At 60.6% G+C, this 16,369-nt stretch carries 20 protein-coding genes; 9 read left to right on the top strand and 11 right to left on the bottom strand.

The genetic code is table 11. From position 1 onward, the window contains the following. The first annotated feature begins 62 nt into the window (after positions 1 to 62). Positions 63 to 1,010, top strand: coding sequence for a phytoene/squalene synthase family protein (locus LIX15_RS17965; RefSeq protein ID WP_227776931.1), 948 nt, complete (start codon positions 63 to 65; stop codon positions 1,008 to 1,010). A gap of 15 nt (positions 1,011 to 1,025) precedes the next feature. On the opposite strand, the gene cruF is transcribed toward LIX15_RS17965, so the two are convergent. Genes cruF through crtID form a run of 3 tightly spaced genes read right to left on the bottom strand, consistent with a single transcriptional unit; the run spans position 1,026 to position 4,178 of the window. Beyond that, positions 1,026 to 1,859: a bisanhydrobacterioruberin hydratase gene (cruF, locus tag LIX15_RS17960; RefSeq protein ID WP_303657535.1), complete on the bottom strand. Its 834-nt coding sequence runs from the start codon at positions 1,857 to 1,859 to the stop codon at positions 1,026 to 1,028. Then, positions 1,852 to 2,679 carry a prenyltransferase gene (locus LIX15_RS17955; protein ID WP_227774764.1) on the bottom strand — a complete coding sequence of 276 codons (828 nt, stop codon included), beginning with the start codon at positions 2,677 to 2,679 and terminating at the stop codon, positions 1,852 to 1,854. Before LIX15_RS17955 ends, cruF begins: the two co-directional genes overlap by 8 nt. Positions 2,680 to 2,702: 23 nt before the next feature. Further along, entirely contained in the window at positions 2,703 to 4,178 is a 1,476-nt protein-coding gene (gene crtID / locus LIX15_RS17950) for a bifunctional phytoene desaturase/3,4-desaturase (RefSeq protein WP_227774763.1), read from the bottom strand. A 386-nt stretch (positions 4,179 to 4,564) separates the two neighbouring features. Between crtID and LIX15_RS17945 the strand changes: the two genes are divergently transcribed. Next, positions 4,565 to 4,873: a hypothetical protein gene (locus tag LIX15_RS17945; RefSeq protein WP_227774759.1), complete on the top strand. Its 309-nt coding sequence runs from the start codon at positions 4,565 to 4,567 to the stop codon at positions 4,871 to 4,873. A 13-nt stretch (positions 4,874 to 4,886) separates the two neighbouring features. On the opposite strand, the gene LIX15_RS17940 is transcribed toward LIX15_RS17945, so the two are convergent. Both LIX15_RS17940 and btuC read right to left on the bottom strand, forming a co-directional pair. Next, the gene (locus LIX15_RS17940) at positions 4,887 to 6,155 is read right to left on the bottom strand and encodes an ATP-binding cassette domain-containing protein (RefSeq protein ID WP_227774757.1); all 1,269 of its coding nucleotides are present in this window, start codon (positions 6,153 to 6,155) and stop codon (positions 4,887 to 4,889) included. After that, positions 6,152 to 7,285 carry a vitamin B12 ABC transporter permease BtuC gene (gene btuC, locus LIX15_RS17935; protein WP_390184169.1) on the bottom strand — a complete coding sequence of 378 codons (1,134 nt, stop codon included), beginning with the start codon at positions 7,283 to 7,285 and terminating at the stop codon, positions 6,152 to 6,154. Before btuC ends, LIX15_RS17940 begins: the two co-directional genes overlap by 4 nt. 64 nt (positions 7,286 to 7,349) lie before the next feature. On the opposite strand from btuC, the gene LIX15_RS17930 reads away from it, so the two are divergent. The 3 genes from LIX15_RS17930 to LIX15_RS17920 are packed head-to-tail and all read left to right on the top strand — an operon-like array spanning position 7,350 to position 8,965. Next, entirely contained in the window at positions 7,350 to 8,417 is a 1,068-nt protein-coding gene (locus LIX15_RS17930) for a PGF-CTERM-anchored ABC transporter substrate-binding protein (RefSeq protein ID WP_227774754.1), read from the top strand. Positions 8,418 to 8,456: 39 nt separating this feature from the next. After that, positions 8,457 to 8,738 carry a signal recognition particle subunit SRP19 gene (gene srp19, locus LIX15_RS17925; protein ID WP_227774752.1) on the top strand — a complete coding sequence of 94 codons (282 nt, stop codon included), beginning with the start codon at positions 8,457 to 8,459 and terminating at the stop codon, positions 8,736 to 8,738. Further along, positions 8,738 to 8,965 (top strand): H/ACA ribonucleoprotein complex subunit GAR1, encoded by a 228-nt coding sequence (locus LIX15_RS17920; RefSeq protein WP_227774751.1) that lies wholly within the window; start codon positions 8,738 to 8,740, stop codon positions 8,963 to 8,965. The genes srp19 and LIX15_RS17920 overlap by 1 nt, the downstream gene beginning before the upstream one ends. A 479-nt stretch (positions 8,966 to 9,444) precedes the next feature. Here LIX15_RS17920 and LIX15_RS17915 read toward each other — a convergent pair whose 3' ends face one another. The 4 genes from LIX15_RS17915 to LIX15_RS17900 form a co-directional block, all read right to left on the bottom strand. Continuing rightward, positions 9,445 to 9,819, bottom strand: coding sequence for a hypothetical protein (locus LIX15_RS17915; RefSeq protein ID WP_227774749.1), 375 nt, complete (start codon positions 9,817 to 9,819; stop codon positions 9,445 to 9,447). A gap of 6 nt (positions 9,820 to 9,825) precedes the next feature. Continuing rightward, complete coding sequence (gene fen, locus LIX15_RS17910) at positions 9,826 to 10,806, bottom strand: flap endonuclease-1 (protein ID WP_227774746.1); 981 nt, start codon at positions 10,804 to 10,806, stop codon at positions 9,826 to 9,828. Positions 10,807 to 10,920: 114 nt separating this feature from the next. Continuing rightward, positions 10,921 to 11,946, bottom strand: a complete 1,026-nt coding sequence (locus LIX15_RS17905) for a DsbA family protein (protein WP_227774744.1) — start codon at positions 11,944 to 11,946, stop codon at positions 10,921 to 10,923. An 88-nt stretch (positions 11,947 to 12,034) separates the two neighbouring features. Further along, on the bottom strand, positions 12,035 to 12,547 hold the full coding sequence (locus tag LIX15_RS17900; protein WP_227774742.1) for a GNAT family N-acetyltransferase: 513 nt from the start codon (positions 12,545 to 12,547) through the stop codon (positions 12,035 to 12,037). Between the two features lie 127 nt (positions 12,548 to 12,674). On the opposite strand from LIX15_RS17900, the gene LIX15_RS17895 reads away from it, so the two are divergent. Continuing rightward, positions 12,675 to 13,283 carry a class I SAM-dependent methyltransferase gene (locus tag LIX15_RS17895; RefSeq protein WP_227774741.1) on the top strand — a complete coding sequence of 203 codons (609 nt, stop codon included), beginning with the start codon at positions 12,675 to 12,677 and terminating at the stop codon, positions 13,281 to 13,283. A 22-nt stretch (positions 13,284 to 13,305) separates the two neighbouring features. Next, on the top strand, positions 13,306 to 13,719 hold the full coding sequence (locus LIX15_RS17890) for a DUF3054 domain-containing protein (protein WP_227774740.1): 414 nt from the start codon (positions 13,306 to 13,308) through the stop codon (positions 13,717 to 13,719). Here the strand turns inward: LIX15_RS17890 and LIX15_RS17885 are convergent. Together LIX15_RS17885 and LIX15_RS17880 are read right to left on the bottom strand one after the other, a co-directional pair. Continuing rightward, complete coding sequence (locus LIX15_RS17885; RefSeq protein WP_227776928.1) at positions 13,630 to 13,950, bottom strand: SdpI family protein; 321 nt, start codon at positions 13,948 to 13,950, stop codon at positions 13,630 to 13,632. The two genes, LIX15_RS17890 and LIX15_RS17885, sit on opposite strands and share 90 nt — an antisense overlap. Positions 13,951 to 14,094: 144 nt before the next feature. Next, complete coding sequence (locus tag LIX15_RS17880) at positions 14,095 to 14,238, bottom strand: SdpI family protein (RefSeq protein ID WP_265338380.1); 144 nt, start codon at positions 14,236 to 14,238, stop codon at positions 14,095 to 14,097. 493 nt (positions 14,239 to 14,731) lie between these two features. Here LIX15_RS17880 and LIX15_RS17875 point away from each other — a divergent pair, with 493 nt between their 5' ends. After that, positions 14,732 to 14,947, top strand: a complete 216-nt coding sequence (locus tag LIX15_RS17875; protein ID WP_227774736.1) for a DUF8015 family protein — start codon at positions 14,732 to 14,734, stop codon at positions 14,945 to 14,947. A gap of 69 nt (positions 14,948 to 15,016) precedes the next feature. Next, the gene (locus LIX15_RS17870) at positions 15,017 to 16,015 is read left to right on the top strand and encodes an ornithine cyclodeaminase family protein (protein WP_227774735.1); all 999 of its coding nucleotides are present in this window, start codon (positions 15,017 to 15,019) and stop codon (positions 16,013 to 16,015) included. Positions 16,016 to 16,369 lie beyond the last annotated feature (354 nt).

Here is a 16,369-nt window from a genome sequence, read left to right as displayed (position 1 = left end):
ATGGACGAGGACGTGGTATTCCGATGTCACGAGTCGCCGAACCGAAACCGGAGACTCTCGGAATGGTCACAGAACGACAACTCGCAGCAAGTAAATCGGTGCATCAGCGAACCGGCCCGACGTTTTATCTCGCCACTCGTCTCCTGCCGAAACGAGTGCGCCTCCCGACTCACGTGTTGTACGCCTTCTTCCGAACCGCGGACGAAGTCGTAGACGACGCGGAGGGGGTTCCGCCGGACGAACAGCGCGCCGAACTGGAGCGGCTCCGGAGGCAGGCGATTGGCGATGAACCGACGGACGACCCCGTCCTTGCGGCGTTTCGTGATGTTGCGAACGAACGCGGAATTTCGGACGCCGAAATCGAAGCGTTCGTGGACGCTATGCAGACCGACATCGAGAAGGCACGGTACGAAACGTACGACGAACTGGAAACGTACATGCGCGGGTCCGCCGCCGCTGTCGGAGAGATGATGCTCGCCATCATGGACGCGGACGACCCGGAGCAGGCCCGCCCGCACGCCATCGCGCTCGGCGAGGCGTTCCAGTTGACCAATTTCCTCCGCGACGTGCGCGAAGATATGGTGGAACGAAACCGCATCTACCTGCCGCAAACGACGCTCTCGCGCCACGGCGTGACGAACGAACAAATCAGCCGACTCGACTACTCCGAATCGTTCGCCGCGGTCGTGCACGACGAACTCGGACGGGCGGAATCGCTGTACTGGGACGGAGTTGCCGGTATCCAGTATCTCCCCGAAGACTGTCAACTGGCCGTCCTCCTCGCGTCGGTGCTGTACGCCGACCATCACCGACTCATTCGAGCGCGGCAGTACGACGTGCTGTCCGAAACGCCGCAGTTGGGTACCGCTCGGAAGTTGTGGCTCCTCGCCAAAACGCGCTGGCAATGGCGAGTTTCTCGCGACCCGGAAACCGTGTTTCGGGGTGTGAGCAGTATTCCGGAGGGGGATGAAAGTCGGACAGGAACCGGGTCGGCGATGCCGACCCGCTAGCGGAAACGACGGGTATCAACGCGGCGCTTTCCGAACCGACCGCCCAACCGCGAAGTCAAATCGGTCGATTCGACGCAGTCCGGCGAATAACAGGACTGCGATAGCGACGGGAACCGAGTTTCCGAAGTAGGCGTTCATCGCCCCCCAGAGGATGACGAAACTGACCATATCGTCCAACATGAACTCACAGCCATCGAGGCGGGCGCGGAGCGCCCGCCAGTCGAACCCGAGTTCGACCAATCCAACCGCGACGATTCCACTCACCACCCATCCCAGATAGTTCGATACCGGCACGCCGTAGTACGCCCCACCGCCGTCATAGGCCCAGAATCCGAGCGTGACAGCAGCAGGGTCTAACACGAGATCGATGACGATAACGATCGCAAGGGAGGAGACGAAGCGAGCGAACCGAGAGCTCGCTCGCGAACCGAGCAACAGCAGACAGAGCAGATAGCTGTTCAACACGAGCGGGAAGAAAAAGACTGGCAGACCCATCGGGACCGTCCCGAACAGCATCGGCCCGAGTTCGAGTTGATAGTGAAACTCGCCGTAGGGAAGTCCCGTCGTCACGCCAAGGAACTCGATGGCGTAGGTGTAAACGGCGAGCGCGACGAGCGCGATTCCCGCCCGGCGGTCGATTTCCGGCAGGAGTCCGGCGACGAGCGGCGAGCGCATGACGAGCGTTCCGAAAACGATGAGAAGTGGATTCTGCGCCAGCCACGCCGGTAGCCACGCCTCGTGACCCGCCACGAACAGCAAGGCACCGACGAGCGGGAAGACCACGGCGATAGTAAACCGGTTTTCGCGGACGATCATAGAGAGGTTCGCCTCTGCTTCGCGTCTATCCACGGACGACCCTCCAGAGGCCGCCGACCGTCAGCACCATCCCGACGACGGTGTTAATGGCGGGATACCACCAGTAGGCGCGGTCGATTGCCACATCGCGAACGACCCACGTTACGACGAGCGCGGGATAGCAGAGCAAAAGGAGGCCCGCTCGCGGGTCGAGCAGGCCGAACAGCGCTGCCGACAGCAACCAGCAGACCGCACAGTACGCGAGCGTTCTGCGCTTCCCGAGCATCGTCGCGGTCGTTCGGATTCCGGCGCGTTCGTCCGGTTCGATGTCCGGAATCGCCGAAAACGTGTGCATCGCCATCGCCCACAGCCATCCGCCGACGATGGCCAGCAGAGGTGGATTAGTTCCGGAAAGCGCGGCGTAGGCCATCGCGCCCGGAAGAATGTACAGCCCGTTCGAGAGCGAATCCAACAGCGGCGTCGTTTTGAATCGAAGCGGCGGGGCTGAATACTCGGCTCCGAGGAGGAGAAAACCGAGGAACCACGGCCACGCGACTTTCGGAGTGATGAGGAGCAAGCCGAGTCCGAGGAGTACGGAAATCGCGACTGCGATTGGGACGACTTTGCTTCCCCGATAGCGAACTTCCCGCTCGTCCTTCTTCGGATTCGCCTCGTCAACGTCGGCGTCGAAGATGTCGTTGATGCCGTAGAGGAAGACGTTCGCCGGAATCAGAAAGTAGGCGAACAGTGCGAGTGCCGGAATGGAAAACAGGCCGTCGATGGTCGTCGCTCCGTAGGTGACGCCGACCAGCACCGGCCCCGCGAGGTAGAGCCAGAACCGCGGACGCGACAGTTTCAGCAGGTATCGAATCATGATGTGTCCACCCCCGTTCCGGATTAGTGGTCTTCTAAGACGGCGTCCGCGGTGTGTTGTCCGCCGATGAGGCACATCGGAACGCCGATTCCCGGCGTCGTGTACGACCCGGTGAAGTACAAGCCATCGACTTTCGAGGAGCGATGACGGGGCCGCATCGGGCCGGTCTGCATGAGCGTGTGCGCCAGTCCGAGCGCGGTTCCCTGCATGCTGTTGTAGCGGTCGGCGAAGTCGGAGACGCAGAACTGCTTTTCGAAGACGATTCTATCCCGTAGTTCGACGCCGGTGTTTTCGGCGATGTCGTCCAGAATCTTCTCGCGGTATTTTTGGCGAATGGCGTCCCCGTCCGGGAGTCCGGGCGCGATCGGGACGAGGACGAATAGGTTGCCGTGTCCCTCGGGGGCGACCGAATCGTCGGTTTTGCTCGGCACGCAGAGGTAGTACGCCGGGTCGTCGGGCCACGCCGGCTTCTCGAAAATCTGGTCGAAGTGCTCGTTCCAGTTTTCGGGCAGGACGAGCGTGTGATGAGCGAGTTCGTCCACGTCGCCCTCGACGCCGAGGTACAGGAGAAACGCCGAGGGAGCGTACGTACGCGATTCCCAGTAGTCGGCGTCGTGTTTGCGCGCCTCCGGCGGGAGCAGTTCCTGTTCCGTGTGGGCGTAGTCGGCGTCGCTCACCACGATGTCGGCGACCATCGACTCCTCCCCGCCGTGAACGAGGAAGTCGCCCTCGTGTCCCGTGATGCCCGTCACTTCGTACTCCGTGACGAACTCGACACCTAACTCCTCGCCGAGTTGAGCGATGCCGTCCACGACGCCGCCCAGACCGTTTTCCGGGTAGTAGACGCCGAGATTGAAATCGACGTGGCTCATCAGGTTGTAGATTGCCGGGGTGTTGTTCGGCGACCCGCCCAGGAAAACGAGCGTGTACTGCATTATCTGCTGGAGTTTCGGGTGGTCGAAGTAGTTCTCGACGTGGTCTTGCATCGACCCGAGGAGGTTCAACCCCCGGGCGTTTTTCGCCACGTCCCACGAGATGTAATCCCGAAATCGGGCGCGGTCGGTGTAGACGAAATACTCCATCCCGACGCCGTAATTTTCTTCAGAGCGGTCGAGATACCGCTGGAGTTCCTCGCCGGCACCCGTCTCGTAAGATTCGAACAACACCTTGTTGCGTTCGAGGTCGGGGAGAATATCCACCTCGTCCCCGTCCTTGAAGAAGATTCGATAGTGCGGGTCAAGTTGCTGAAGCCCGTAGTAGTCGCTCGGCGTGCGGTCGAAGTGGTCGAAAAATCGCTCGAACACGTCGGGCATGAGGTACCACGACGGGCCCATATCGAACCGGAAGCCGTTTTCTTCGAGTCGGCTCGCCCGCCCGCCGAGTTGCTCGTTCTTTTCCACGACCGTCACGTCCGCGCCAGCGTCAGCGAGATAGCAGGCCGTCGAGAGACCGCCGAATCCGCTCCCGACGATTACGATCGACTCCCCTGCGAGATGCATACGCGATGTCAGGGCGCGAACCTGATAAAAACGACTCCCCGACGTGTATGGTTTCATCACAGGATAAGGTCGCACCCACGGCGGTTTAGCTGGCGTATAACAAAGGGGTCTGGGGTTCTTCGTACAATTGCGCCTGCCTGACTCGGGCGCGTAAGCGTGCTAGTGTGAGCGTTGTATTCCGGCGCCGCCGAAGGCCCTGGCGGAAGGTTGGCCTCCTTCCAAAGTGTCACCAACCCTTCCACGAAAGTTCTCATCCCGGGATGCTACAAACCCCGCACTACACTTCATTAATTCGACAATCCGAGGATCACTTGGTAGTGTTCACCTATCATTCGATAGACTTATACGATTACGCGAGAGGTTCATCCTCAACAGAGACGTATATCGTGGAAGTCGTCGTATTTTCGTTACTGCTCGGCGTTGCCCTCCTTTCCTTTCTCATCGTGTTGTCTTTCTACGTCGTCTGGTCACGATTCGTCGGTCTCGATCCGACCGTCGCACAGCGGTTCGTCTCGCTCACGAAGATAAAACGGTTCGTCATGGCACTGCTGACCGGCGCACTGCTCGGCACCGGCGTCGTGATTGCTCCCTCGGTTCGCGTCGGTGTCGCCGGTATTGTCATGCTCGCGGCGAGTACGTTCGCCGCACTGATGCTGTTCGAATTGGTGCAGTATCGCTCCGCCAAGGAATCGTAAAGCGGCTTCCGTCTTATCGGGACTCTCCCGCAAACGCATCCTCGACCGCCGAGAGCAAGTCGTCCGGAGCGACGACCCGCCCTCGCTCGCAAAGTTCTCGATACAACGCGACAGCGGTGCTTCCGGCGTAATTTCGCGCTTCGAACGGACGCTCTTCGACGACGACGACGGAATCCGCCTCGGAGACCGCTTCGAGGTTCACCAGATTGCCCGACCCGATTTCCACGTCACCGAGAACGGTCAAGTCGGAATCTCTGATTTCCGCTTCGAGAGATTCCAGTGCATCGGAACCGATGGGTGCAAACGGTTCCTCGACGACGGTTTCGAGGCCGAGCAATCGGGCGGTTTCGAGGTCGGAATCGCCTTCGTTTAGCACGCCAACCGACACGTCGTAGCCCGCGGCGGAGAGGACGTAGAGGAGGCGCGAGACGGTTCCGCCCCCGCCGACGACGTGGATTCTTCCGTCTCCTTCCCTCCTAGCCGATTGCTCCGGAAGAGCTGTCACGTAGGTCGAACCGGTCACAGGGTGACTGGAGACGACCGCTCGGGCGTCGAACGCCTCCCTGAGGGTTCGCTCCGCGAGAACTTCCGCGGGTGGCCCCGACGCGAGCACCGACCCCGAGTCGAGCAGGAGGAGCGTGTCGCAGTAGTGCGCTGCGAGGTTCAGGTCGTGAATGGCGGCGACGACGGTTTTACCTTCTCGGACGAGTTCCCGAACGAGTTCGAACGTTCGAACCTGATGGTTGATGTCGAGGCTGGCCGTCGGTTCGTCGAGCAGGAGAACCGGCGTGTCCTGCGCCAGCGCGCGAGCGAGCAGGACACGCTGGCGTTCTCCTCCACTGACGGCGGTAATCGACCTGTCGGCGAATCTCGCCACGTCGGTTCGCTCCATCGCGCGTTCGACCACGTCCCTGCCGCCGTTTTCGACAGCATCACCGGTTCGGCCGTCTGCATCGTTTCCGAACCGCGTCCGATAGGGATTGCGACCCATGGCGACCACGTTGCGCACGTCGAAGTCGAACGAGAGGGTCGTCTCCTGCGGAACGGTCGCCACCCGGCGACTCCCTGCCTTCGAAGACAGGTCTGCCATCGCGTCGTCGCCGACGAGCACGCGGCCAGAATCGGGGGACAATGCGCCGTTCATCGCCCGGAGTAAGGTGGTTTTCCCCGCGCCGTTCGGCCCGACGAGACCGACGAATTGTCCGTCGGGAATGCTAGCATCGACGCCGTCGAGTATCCTCGATTCGCCGAGCGTCACCGCGACGTTCTCGATTCGAATCACAGCGCGTGCACCTCGCGCTTGCGGAGCAGGTAGAGGAAAAACGGCGCGCCGAGGAATGCGGTGACGATGCCGACCGGGAGTTCGGCCGCGCCGGTCGCGGACCGGGCGACGGTGTCGGTCGCAACGAGGAAGACGGCCCCGGCGAGGGCGCTTGTCGGGAGCAAAATTCGGTGGTCGGGTCCGACCAGCAGGCGCATGAGGTGCGGGACGACGAGGCCGACGAATCCGATGACGCCGGAGACGGAAACGGCGGCGGCGGTCACAATGCTGGCGACGGCGAGGAGCAGGCGCTTCGTTCGCTCGACTTCGACGCCGAGATTGTGGGCGTCCTCCTCACCGAGGAGGAGGACGTTCAAGTCCTGTGCGAACAGGGCGAGAACCGAAAAGCCGAGCAACGCGACCGGTAGTGCGACCCAGACCTTCCCCCACGAGGCGTAATGGAGGTGGCCCATCAGCCAGAAAACTGCCTCTCGGAGGCTTTCGCCGCTTTCGAGGAGAAGGAACGAGACGACCGCGCCGAGTAGCGTCTGAACTGCAATCCCTGCCAGCAGAAGTGTCGCGACCGGCGTCCGACCGTTCTGCGTCGCCAGCAGGTACACCCCGAAGGCAGCGATTATCGCGCCAGTGAACGAAAACGCGGGGAGCGCGAACGGGAGCGAAATCGAGAATGCGATGGTCGCCACCGCGCCGACAGCGGCACCCGACGAAACGCCGATGATGGACGGATCCGCCATCGGATTGCGGAAAAATCCCTGCATGACGACGCCCGCCGTTGCGAGGGCGAAGCCGACGACTCCGGCGAGGACGATTCGCGGCATTCTGAGGGTTACCACGATGGTTTCGGTGGTTTGTGGAACGGAAAACGAAAAAATCGGCGTGTACGAAAAATCGGGCAGTGGAACGCCGACGGAGAGGACGCCCGGAACGGAAAGCGTGTGATTTGCGAGGTGGACACCGATCGGTATCGCCAACTCGTTGAGCAGGGCTTTCGCCACGACGAGCGGCGAGAGCGAAGTCGGTCCGGTTGCGGCGCTAACCAGCACGACGGCGACGAGCGCACCCGTCAATCCGACGCACCACGTCGCCACTCTGGCAGGCATCTGCGTCGCCACCCGCGTCTCGTATCGCATCGGTGTCCAAGTCTGATTGCTTTAGGTAAATATTTATTGAATACGCTTGCAGTTTCAGATTGTTATGAAACAACTGCTGTTGTCGGCGATGCTCGTCGTCGCAACGCTTTTCGGCGGTGTCGCGGTCGGCCCCGTTGGTGTCGCAGGGGCACAAGAAACCTGCTCGTTCCCGATAACGGAAACCGACGCGACGGGAACCGACGTAACGGTCGAGGAAGAACCGCAGCGAATCGTTACCCTCTCGCCGAGCGCGGCCCAGACGATGTGGGAAATCGGTGGCCAAGAGAAAGTCGTCGGCGTGACGAAGTTCTCGACCCACCTCGACGGTGCGAACGCGAAAGCGAACGTCTCCGGTGCCGGAACGACCACAGTCGTGCCGGAGAAGGTCGTTGCGCAGAACCCCGACCTCGTTCTCGCACCGAACGTCATCCCCGACCAAACCGTCCAGAAACTCCGGGAAGCGGGGCTAACGGTGTACAAGTTCGACGAAGCGAAAACCATCGAGGACATCTACGCGAAAACCGAACTGACCGGACGACTCACGGGTGAGTGTGACGGCGCGGACGAAACCGTCTCGTGGATGAAAGACCGCGTGAACACGGTTCGGGAGGCGGTTTCCGGCGAAGACAGCCCGAAAGTGCTGTACGTCATGAGCGGCGGATTCACCGCCGGAGAGGGGACGTTCATCAACAAAGTCATCGAAACCGCTGGTGCGACGAACGTCGCCGCGGAGGCCGACATTTCCGGCTACAAGCAGATAAGCAACGAAGTCGTCGTTCAACAGCAACCGGAATGGTTCATCGTTTCCGCCGGTGCGGAGGTGCCGAACGCCTACAGCGAGACCCCCGCCGCGAAGCAGAATCAGACCGTTTCGCTGAACTCGAACTACGTGAGCCAACCCGCGCCGCGAATCGTCCACCCCATCACGAAACTAGCGAAAACGTTCCACCCCGAGGCGTTTGAACAGGCGAACGTGACCACGACCGCCGAAACGACGACCACGGCCGATTCGCAGGGAGACACGGCCGGTGAAACGACCACAGAATCCGGCGGCCAACCCGGATTCGGCGGCGTCGGTGCGGTCGTCGCAGGTGCGCTCGCAGTTGTCGCGCTTCTCGCCCGACGAGTGTAACACGAAAAGGCGTTTAACGGGTCGCGATAGAGGGGGAGTATGGTCGAAAAAGTCATCTGGCCCGCGTATCTCGACGCGGCGTTGACTCGCAGTCAGGGACGGCGGGTTCCGGAAGGGTCCGCCGTGGAGGAACCGACGGTCGATGAAATCGCTCGAGCCGTCCAGCAGGTCGGCTACGACACCGTCATCGAACGCGACAAAGCCTACTCCCGCGAAGGATGGGAGGAACGCGGCCGCGTCCTCGTAAAGAACGCGGATGACTCATCGAAAAACGACCTCATTCAGGCCGTCGCCGCGTACGTCACGGCCATGCGAAACTGATGCACCGACTGGGAGAAGTCGTCCGAACCGCACAGAACCTCGCCATCGTGCAATCGCCGAGCGAGGAGTATCCGGATATCGGAACCATGGTCGTGGACGAAAGCCTCCAAAACGTCGGCAGAGTGGTAGACGTATTCGGCCCGGTTTCACGCCCCTACGTGGCCGTTTCGCCGGATAAGGGGACGCGACTCGCGATGTTAGTCGGTTCGAAACTGTACGCTCGATAACGACCAGAAAGAGTAGATTGTGATTCTTCGGGTTGTCGTGACGCCGTAGCCTCTGTGAAGCAATTTCTTCTGGGTCCAATTGTGACTACATCGACAGCGACTGTTTTCGTGGCATAGAAAGTCCTCGTGTGCTAGGCTCGCGCGTCTCGTCCTTTCATTCCACCAAGAGACGGCAAGGAGGAGTGGGCACGTTTTTCGCGTACAACTGGTGCGGGCGCTTTGCGGTTTTTGCGGTTGGTCGGCCAGTCGAACTACGCGGAGCGCGAAGGCGAACCACCAATCGGAGGTTCGTCTTCCGGTGGACGAGTATCGAAACGAGTGAAGTGAGCGAGAAACGCAGTCGGGTGGTGGCGTGTGGTCCGTGGTGCGTTGCGGTTTCATTGGAGTCGGAATAGCTAGCAGTTCGCGAAAAGAAAACATCGTGACTGAAAATCACACGACCACGGTGATGCAAAACAGGACTCCACCTTCCACCTCCATCACCGACTTCGGAGAACAACTCGCTCCAATCGTCCGACGGTCTGCGCTTCCGGTATCTCATCTCCCGAATCGCCCTCACCGACGTCAACCCGCTCGACGGGGGGATTTCGATACTCAGTATAAACGTTCCAGTCGGTTTCCTCGGCCTCCCGAACCGTGAACTCACGAACGTCGTCCTCGGGCCGCCACACGCGGGTTACTTCCCCTTCGACTGTGTCGCCGCTTCCCGCCCTCTTCGGCGACCATTCGAGTTCGACGGTCATACCCTCCACTACCTCATTCGGCGACAGTTCGTCGCACATGAAATCGTCTACTGCCCGCGATTCCGTCAACGTGACGGCCCCGGAACCACTGGGCGAACCGTCAACCCCCACGTGCACCTACGACCACTGGTCGAGGCCCGTCTGTGTGATGCTCTCTTCGATTCGCTCGAATCCACGCTCAACTTCGTCGGCGTGTACCTTCCACTCCTCGGTGACGTATTCGCGGGCGGCGTCGATGTCGGGGTTCATCTCGGTGTCGAACTCGTAATCGTCAGTGACCTCGGGATCGAGGAACATTGCGCGGATTTGGTCGGCGCTCTCGATGTATTCGTCGCGCTCTTCGAGGAAGCCGAACAGGTCGCCGTGTTCTTTGACGCCCTTCAGCGCAGTTTTCGGGCCGACACCGGAGATGCCGTCGTTGAAGTCGGTGCCACAGAGGATGGCGATATCCACCAACTGCTCCCACGTGATGTCGTGTTCTCCGAGCGTTGCGTCGAAGTCCATTAGTTCCGGGTCGCCCTTGCTGGTGAGTTGCCGAAGGGTCTTGGGCGCTCCGAGGAGAAGCGCGTCGTAATCCTCGGTTCCGGCGTAATCGACGGCCCCGGTTCGGGCCATGTGGGCCGCTTGCGCCTCGCCCTCGAACGGGGCTTCGACGATAGGGACGTCCAAGAACTCGAGCAGTTCGCGGGTGGTTTCCTGAATGACCGGCGTGAGTCGCTGGGTGTGGGCTTCGAGACGGGCGACTTCGATGGCGTCGCCCTCCTCGCGGGCGTCCTCCAGTTGGTCTTCCAGCTTCTCGCGCTGTTCGCGCCGACTCTCGATTTCGTCGCTCTTGAGGTCGGTCACCTGTCCGTCGAAGACGAAAACGGGCGTCAAATCGTGCTCGAAGAATTTGGGCAGGCCTTGTACCACGCCGACGAGATTCGCCACTTCGGTTCCGTCCTCGGTGGTGTAAACTTCGTCGCGCGTCCACTTCACCGTCGTCGTGAGATAGCGATAGAGCCAATTGTGCGCGTCAATCGCAACGATCGACCCTTCGATGTCATCGAAGCTAATCTCTTCGAGGGACGCGAGCTGTCGAAGTGCAGAGTTTCCCATTTGCCGAGAGTAAGAGCGGAGTGGGCTTGAAACTCCCGTCTGATGGCGGGAAAGGGAACTGCGGAAAATGCCGAAACCGCAACAACACGATTGTGAACTGCTTGCCGAACGAAGCTATTCGGAGGTCGTCGTATTGGTCGTCTCGGGAGTCGTTGTGGTCGTAGCCGTCCCCGAAGTCGTGGAATCCTCGGTCGTCGTCGTAGTCGTATCGCCGCTCGTGGTCGTCGTTCCGCCAGTCGTCGTTGTGGTTTCGTCCGAATCCTCGCCCGTCGGTGACCCGTCGCTCGTCGTGGTCGTAGTTTCGTCGGTCGTCTCGTCCGGCTCCGACTCGCGTCCGAGCGCGGCGTCCAACTGTGCAATCGTCCGGTTCGGGCGCGCCGTGGGTGCGGTCGGTTCGCCATCGACGACAACCCGGGGCACGGCGGGGATGGGAATTTCAGGAACCTTCTCCATCGTTTTCTCAATTTCTTGCTGGTATTTTCCGTCTGCTATCTCGGATTCGATTGTGTCGAGGTTTTCCACGCCCGCCTCCGCCGCGATTCGCACGAGCGTCTCCGTCGTCGCCCAGCCATCGACCCCGCTTCGATTTTGGAACATGTATTCGAAGAAAGTCCAGTAGGAGTCGGGGTCGTTGTTCCAAACCGCGAGTCCGGCCCGCGCCGCCCGGGGTTCGTCGGGGCCGTGGAATCCTTCGCCGTTCCTGTAGGCCACGGCGCGAAATTCGAGGGTCACGTCGCCGGGTTCGACGTAATCCGTCACGATATCACCCAAAAATCCGAGAACGAATCGTTGGGTGTGCGGACATTTCCAGCCGCCGTAAACGGTGGCCGTGACGGGAGCGTCCTCGGAACCCATCCGCGCGTAGGTGAATCCGCTCGGGTCGCTCGGAACGCCCACCGATTCGTACAGTCCTTCCGGAGATTCGATTTTTTCGGGCGTCGTCCCTTCCTCCTCGTCCGTCGTCGATTCACTCCCTCCACGGTCGTCCTTGACCGTCGTCGCGTCGTCGCCCGCCGTTCCGCCCGGGTCGGCCGTCTCTCCCGGATTCGAACTGCTGTTCGAAAAGGCCGAGCATCCCGCCGCTCCGACCGAAAGCCCCGCGCCGACGAGGCCGAGTATCGTCCGCCGACTCGTCTTCATGGTTGTCCGTCTCCCTAATAGGACTTCGTTAATCGGGTGTTAATGCGTACAATAAACGTAACAAGCGGAGGGAGAAGCCGTTTTTCGATTACGAAGACGGCGATTTCGAACCCCGTTTTTCGGCCAGAAACGATTCTTCGTCCGCCGAGAGGTCACGCTCGCGAAACACGTCCAATCCCGACTGATATTTCGATTTGGATTGTTCCGTCGGATGCTCCAACACGAGTTCCGCGAGTCCCGTTTCCTCGCCCGTCCATCCGAATCCTGCACGAGAAAGGGCCTGATACGCGAAGGGGTTGTTCACTGCGATTTTCACGCGCCGATAGCCCCGAGCGCGAATCTTCTCCGTGGTGAACCGGACGAGCTCCGGCCCGATTCCCTCGCCGCGTCTGTCGACGCGAACCGTCACGTACCGAAGCCACACGGTTTCGTCGTCGGTTCTATCTTCGCTGAACGCGATCGCCGCGACGAGTTCGTCTTCCTGTCGAGCGACCGCCTTCCCGGAGTTCGACATCACGAACTTACCGGCGTAGCTGAACACCTCGTGATCGAGGCGGAGGGTCGGGTCGTCCTCGGGCCAGCCCAATATCGCGTACTCCATACAGGGGATTCGAACGCGAACCACATCCTTCCACTGGGTATCTTCGTCGGCGGATGGAGTTCGCCGTCAAATCCGCTTTCGACAGGCGCCCGTCGGATTTTACTCGTTGGGGCGCGATTTCGTTTCCATGTCGAACACCGGCTTTCACTCGACCTCTGCTGGAGACGTGGCCTACTTCGACCGCGCCGCACGGTTTTACGATATCTTCTCGCCGACCTCTGACGCCGATATTCTCGCGGAAGGGTTGGCGCAGGCAGACCGCCCAATCGAACGCGTCGTGGACGTCGCCGGTGGGACCGGTCGCGCGGCGAAAGCGATCGACGCCGAGGAGCGAATCGTCCTCGACGCGTCGAAAAAGATGCTCGCGCAGGCACGCGGGCGAGGGCTCGCCCGCGTGCGCGGGGACGCATCCCGACTGCCGCTCGATTCGGAATCGACTGACGCCGTGGTCATATCGGATGCGCTCCATCACGTCGGCGACGCGGAGGAATCCCTCGCAGAGGTGGTGCGCGTGTTGAAACCGGGCGGCGTCCTCGTCGTTCGCGAGTTCAATCCGGCGACGATTCGGGGAAAACTGCTCGTTCGGGGGGAACACGCAATCGGTATGAACTCCGTCTTCTTCACGCCCGAAGAACTCGCTCGGATGCTCGCGGACGCGGGACTCGTACCCCGCGTCCGGAATCGCGGGTTCGACTACACCGTCGCGGGCGTCAAGCGCACATCGGGAACGACATAACCCCGGCGTTCCGAGTAGTGATATGAGCAGTGTCTTCGCCACCGGGCGCTTCGACCGCTCGCCAGCCACCGCAGGACTCGTCGTCGGTGATTTAGCGATTATAGTGGGACTCCTCTGGATGGGGAGTCTTCGACACAACAACAATCCGGTGGAGAATCCACCGCTGTTCGTGGATACGCTCGCGCCCTTTTTCATCGGATGGGTCGTTGCCTCGCTCCTCCTCGGCGCGTACAGCAGGCGAGCGCGCCGATCGTTTTCCGATGCGGCGCTGTTGGTGGGCGGAGCGTGGGTCGTCGCCTCGCTCATCGGGGCCGGGCTGAGGGCAACCTCCCTGTTTCACGGCGGTTCACCGCTTTCGTTCGTCCTCGTAGTCACCGGACTCGGACTCGTTTCGCTCGTCCTCTGGCGCGGACTGGTGACGACGGTTACGTCGTAACGCGGCGGTATTCGACGTACGAGTAGATTGTGAGATAGATGGTAATGCCGACCGCCGGAACGACCATGAGATAGACCGCGTGGTCGGGGACGAACGCCCCGAGAACCGCGACGAGGCCGACGAGTTTGAACAATGGTTCCGCGCGGGTGGTGTACTTTTCCAGACTTCGTCGTTTGAGAGCGTCCACGAGGTTCTAACGCCGACGAACCAGTTTCGCTCGACGCGGTTCATTAGCGTGCCGATGAAGTAGAACAGAGCGCCGATTACGGGTGCGAGAACCGTCGTGAAGTCGAATAGGTAGCCGAGGTTCCACAGAATGACGAGCGAATGGACGTAGAGCATGAACGCTGTGAACAACACGACGAAGGAGTCGTACTACTCGCGGAACGACAGAATGTTCTCGCGGAGCGGGTCAATTTGTGGGATTGCTATGAACAGGACGAGCAGACCGGCGGTTATCGTGGGAAACAAAAAGAGACCCCACGGTTTCGACATTGTCCCGTCGGCGTCACCGCTCACACTCCAATGTGTCGCCATCTGGTCGGCATCTGTAGATAGAAATATTCGCTGGCGCGGAATCCGACGACCACGAGGAAAAATGCGACGAGATACCGCGTTCGCCCCTTCATACTGACTCTTATTCATTTTGCCTTATAAAATGCGTTTATTGTTCGAAACACGGCTCTGCTGTCTGTTCGGCCACTTCGTTTTATGCTCCAGAGTATTCGCTATCGGCCGATTACTCGGGGATATTTTTCGTTCTCACCTCACGTCACCATCTACCGTGGTAACAATTGACGAGAACAGACGGGGAAATAATCCAGAGTCATATTCAAAAACCGTAGAAGATGCAGAATTTGCGCTTCTCCATGCCTGTATCTTAGTCTAGTTTCTATAACTTATGAAGAAGTAACTCGTCAATGCGACCGTGAATACGGAGTAGGTACACAGAACGACTGGCTCTCATATGGGGAAGAGTTATATACCCTCCCCGCATATTCTATAATAGATTATGACTGGATACTATGACCTCATTTTGGGCCTGATTCCGCTCGCACTAGTTGGCGTAACCGGAGTACTCAGCGTCGCTGGACTCGCGCTGACGACCGCAATTCCACTGGGCGCGACCGCTTCCGTGCTCCTCATCGGCCACGCACTGTTCGTCAACGGACCCGTCGATGACACCCCGCCCGTCCAGTCTTCTACCCCGGTCAACTCCGCTGACTAACTGTTCACTTCCCTCCCTTTCGCTTCTTCTTCCTCAACGGTTTTGTCGCTGGCAGTTCTCTTGCCAGCCATGACAGATGCGCTGTTTCTTTCGAGCGACGAGGTTGCCGAACTGGCGATGCCGGACGAGTACGTCGATGCCGTCCGCGAGGGCTACCGCCAGCGCGGTGCGGGCGCGCCCGCGAAACCACGCACGACGCTCCCGAACGCCGACCCCGCCGGGATGCTGACGAGTTACTCCGCAATTTTACCCGAAATCGGTGCGATGGGCGGCTACATGTACTCTGCCGGATTCGGCGCGGAGGATGCGTGGTTCATGACCCCCCTGTTCGACGCCGAGAGCGGCGAACCCCTCGCGCTCATCGACGGCGCGAGCATGAACCCGTTCAAAACCGGCGCGACGGGTGCGGTCGGCGTGGACGCGCTCGCCCGGGAGGACGCGACGAAACTCGGCATCATCGGAAGCGGCGCGCAGGCGCGCGGACAGTTGAAAGCGGTGACGGCCGTGCGCGACATCGAAACCGTCTCCGTCTACTCACCGACCAAAGAGAGCCGCGAATCGTTCGCTGGCGAGATGAACGAGTCACTCGACGCTTCTGTCGCCGCCGTCGCCAGCAGTGCGGCCGCAGTCGAAGACGTGGACGTCGTGATTACGGCCACGACCGCCAGCGAACCCGTCTTCGACGGCGACCTGTTAGAAGACGGTACCCACGTCACCGCGATGGGGCAGTACCACCCGAAAAAGAGGGAACTCGACGCGACGACCATCAAGCGTGCGACTTACGTGCCCGACCTGCGCGAACGAGCGACGCAGGACGCCGGGTCGTTCCTCGCCGCGTTGGAATCGGGCGCCGTGACGGAAGACCACATCCACGCAGAACTCGGCGATGTGGTCGCCGGTGAGGCCGTCGGGCGGGAATCCGAGGACGAAATCACCGTCTTCGACAGCGGCGGAACCGGGATTGAAACCGTTGCCTCGGCGTACATGCTGTATCAGAAAGCTCGGGAGAACGGACTGGGCTCCACGATTTCCCTCTCGCCCGCCAGTGAGTCGTTGACTGGGAAGTAGCGATTTGGAGGAGTTGGTCGGGAGTGCGCGATTTGGACGGGTTTTGAAAGGTTGTGGTGTTTTTGGGTATTATTGGATTGCTGGTAGCAAATCACGACAACACATGATCGCCACTGCATCCGACCACGCGCCTCCCCAACCGATTCGTTTACTCGCTGGCGCTCGTTCGCTCATCCCTCGCGCGCTTCAGCGCGATTTCTCGGACGTAAAGTCCTCGAACTCACGCCAGCGCGCGCCATGTGGAAAACAAGGGTTCGGAAATTGACGTAAACCTCGTGGCGCGTGCGTTGGCAGGCCTGAGGGCGTCCCGAAGGCCTGCCAATTATCGCGCGAGGGATGAGACTTGCAAGACGC

Source organism: Haladaptatus pallidirubidus (assembly GCF_020700235.1).
In the GTDB taxonomy this organism is placed as follows: Archaea; Halobacteriota; Halobacteria; order Halobacteriales; family Haladaptataceae; genus Haladaptatus; species Haladaptatus pallidirubidus.
The sequence above is the reverse complement of the archived record's forward strand: the minus strand, read 5'-3'. Positions and strand labels throughout refer to the sequence as shown.

Bases quoted from the DNA above. Each gene is read 5' to 3' on its own strand.
- LIX15_RS17965 (WP_227776931.1), top strand. From the start codon at position 63: ATGGTCACAGAACGACAACTCGCAGCAAGTAAATCGGTGCATCAGCGA.
- LIX15_RS17955 (WP_227774764.1), bottom strand. From the start codon at position 2,679: ATGATTCGATACCTGCTGAAACTGTCGCGTCCGCGGTTCTGGCTCTAC.
- crtID (WP_227774763.1), bottom strand. From the start codon at position 4,178: ATGCATCTCGCAGGGGAGTCGATCGTAATCGTCGGGAGCGGATTCGGC.
- btuC (WP_390184169.1), bottom strand. From the start codon at position 7,285: ATGCGATACGAGACGCGGGTGGCGACGCAGATGCCTGCCAGAGTGGCG.
- LIX15_RS17930 (WP_227774754.1), top strand. From the start codon at position 7,350: ATGAAACAACTGCTGTTGTCGGCGATGCTCGTCGTCGCAACGCTTTTC.
- srp19 (WP_227774752.1), top strand. From the start codon at position 8,457: ATGGTCGAAAAAGTCATCTGGCCCGCGTATCTCGACGCGGCGTTGACT.
- LIX15_RS17920 (WP_227774751.1), top strand. From the start codon at position 8,738: ATGCACCGACTGGGAGAAGTCGTCCGAACCGCACAGAACCTCGCCATC.
- fen (WP_227774746.1), bottom strand. From the start codon at position 10,806: ATGGGAAACTCTGCACTTCGACAGCTCGCGTCCCTCGAAGAGATTAGC.
- LIX15_RS17905 (WP_227774744.1), bottom strand. From the start codon at position 11,946: ATGAAGACGAGTCGGCGGACGATACTCGGCCTCGTCGGCGCGGGGCTT.
- LIX15_RS17900 (WP_227774742.1), bottom strand. From the start codon at position 12,547: ATGGAGTACGCGATATTGGGCTGGCCCGAGGACGACCCGACCCTCCGC.
- LIX15_RS17895 (WP_227774741.1), top strand. From the start codon at position 12,675: ATGTCGAACACCGGCTTTCACTCGACCTCTGCTGGAGACGTGGCCTAC.
- LIX15_RS17890 (WP_227774740.1), top strand. From the start codon at position 13,306: ATGAGCAGTGTCTTCGCCACCGGGCGCTTCGACCGCTCGCCAGCCACC.
- LIX15_RS17885 (WP_227776928.1), bottom strand. From the start codon at position 13,950: ATGAACCGCGTCGAGCGAAACTGGTTCGTCGGCGTTAGAACCTCGTGG.
- LIX15_RS17875 (WP_227774736.1), top strand. From the start codon at position 14,732: ATGACTGGATACTATGACCTCATTTTGGGCCTGATTCCGCTCGCACTA.
- LIX15_RS17870 (WP_227774735.1), top strand. From the start codon at position 15,017: ATGACAGATGCGCTGTTTCTTTCGAGCGACGAGGTTGCCGAACTGGCG.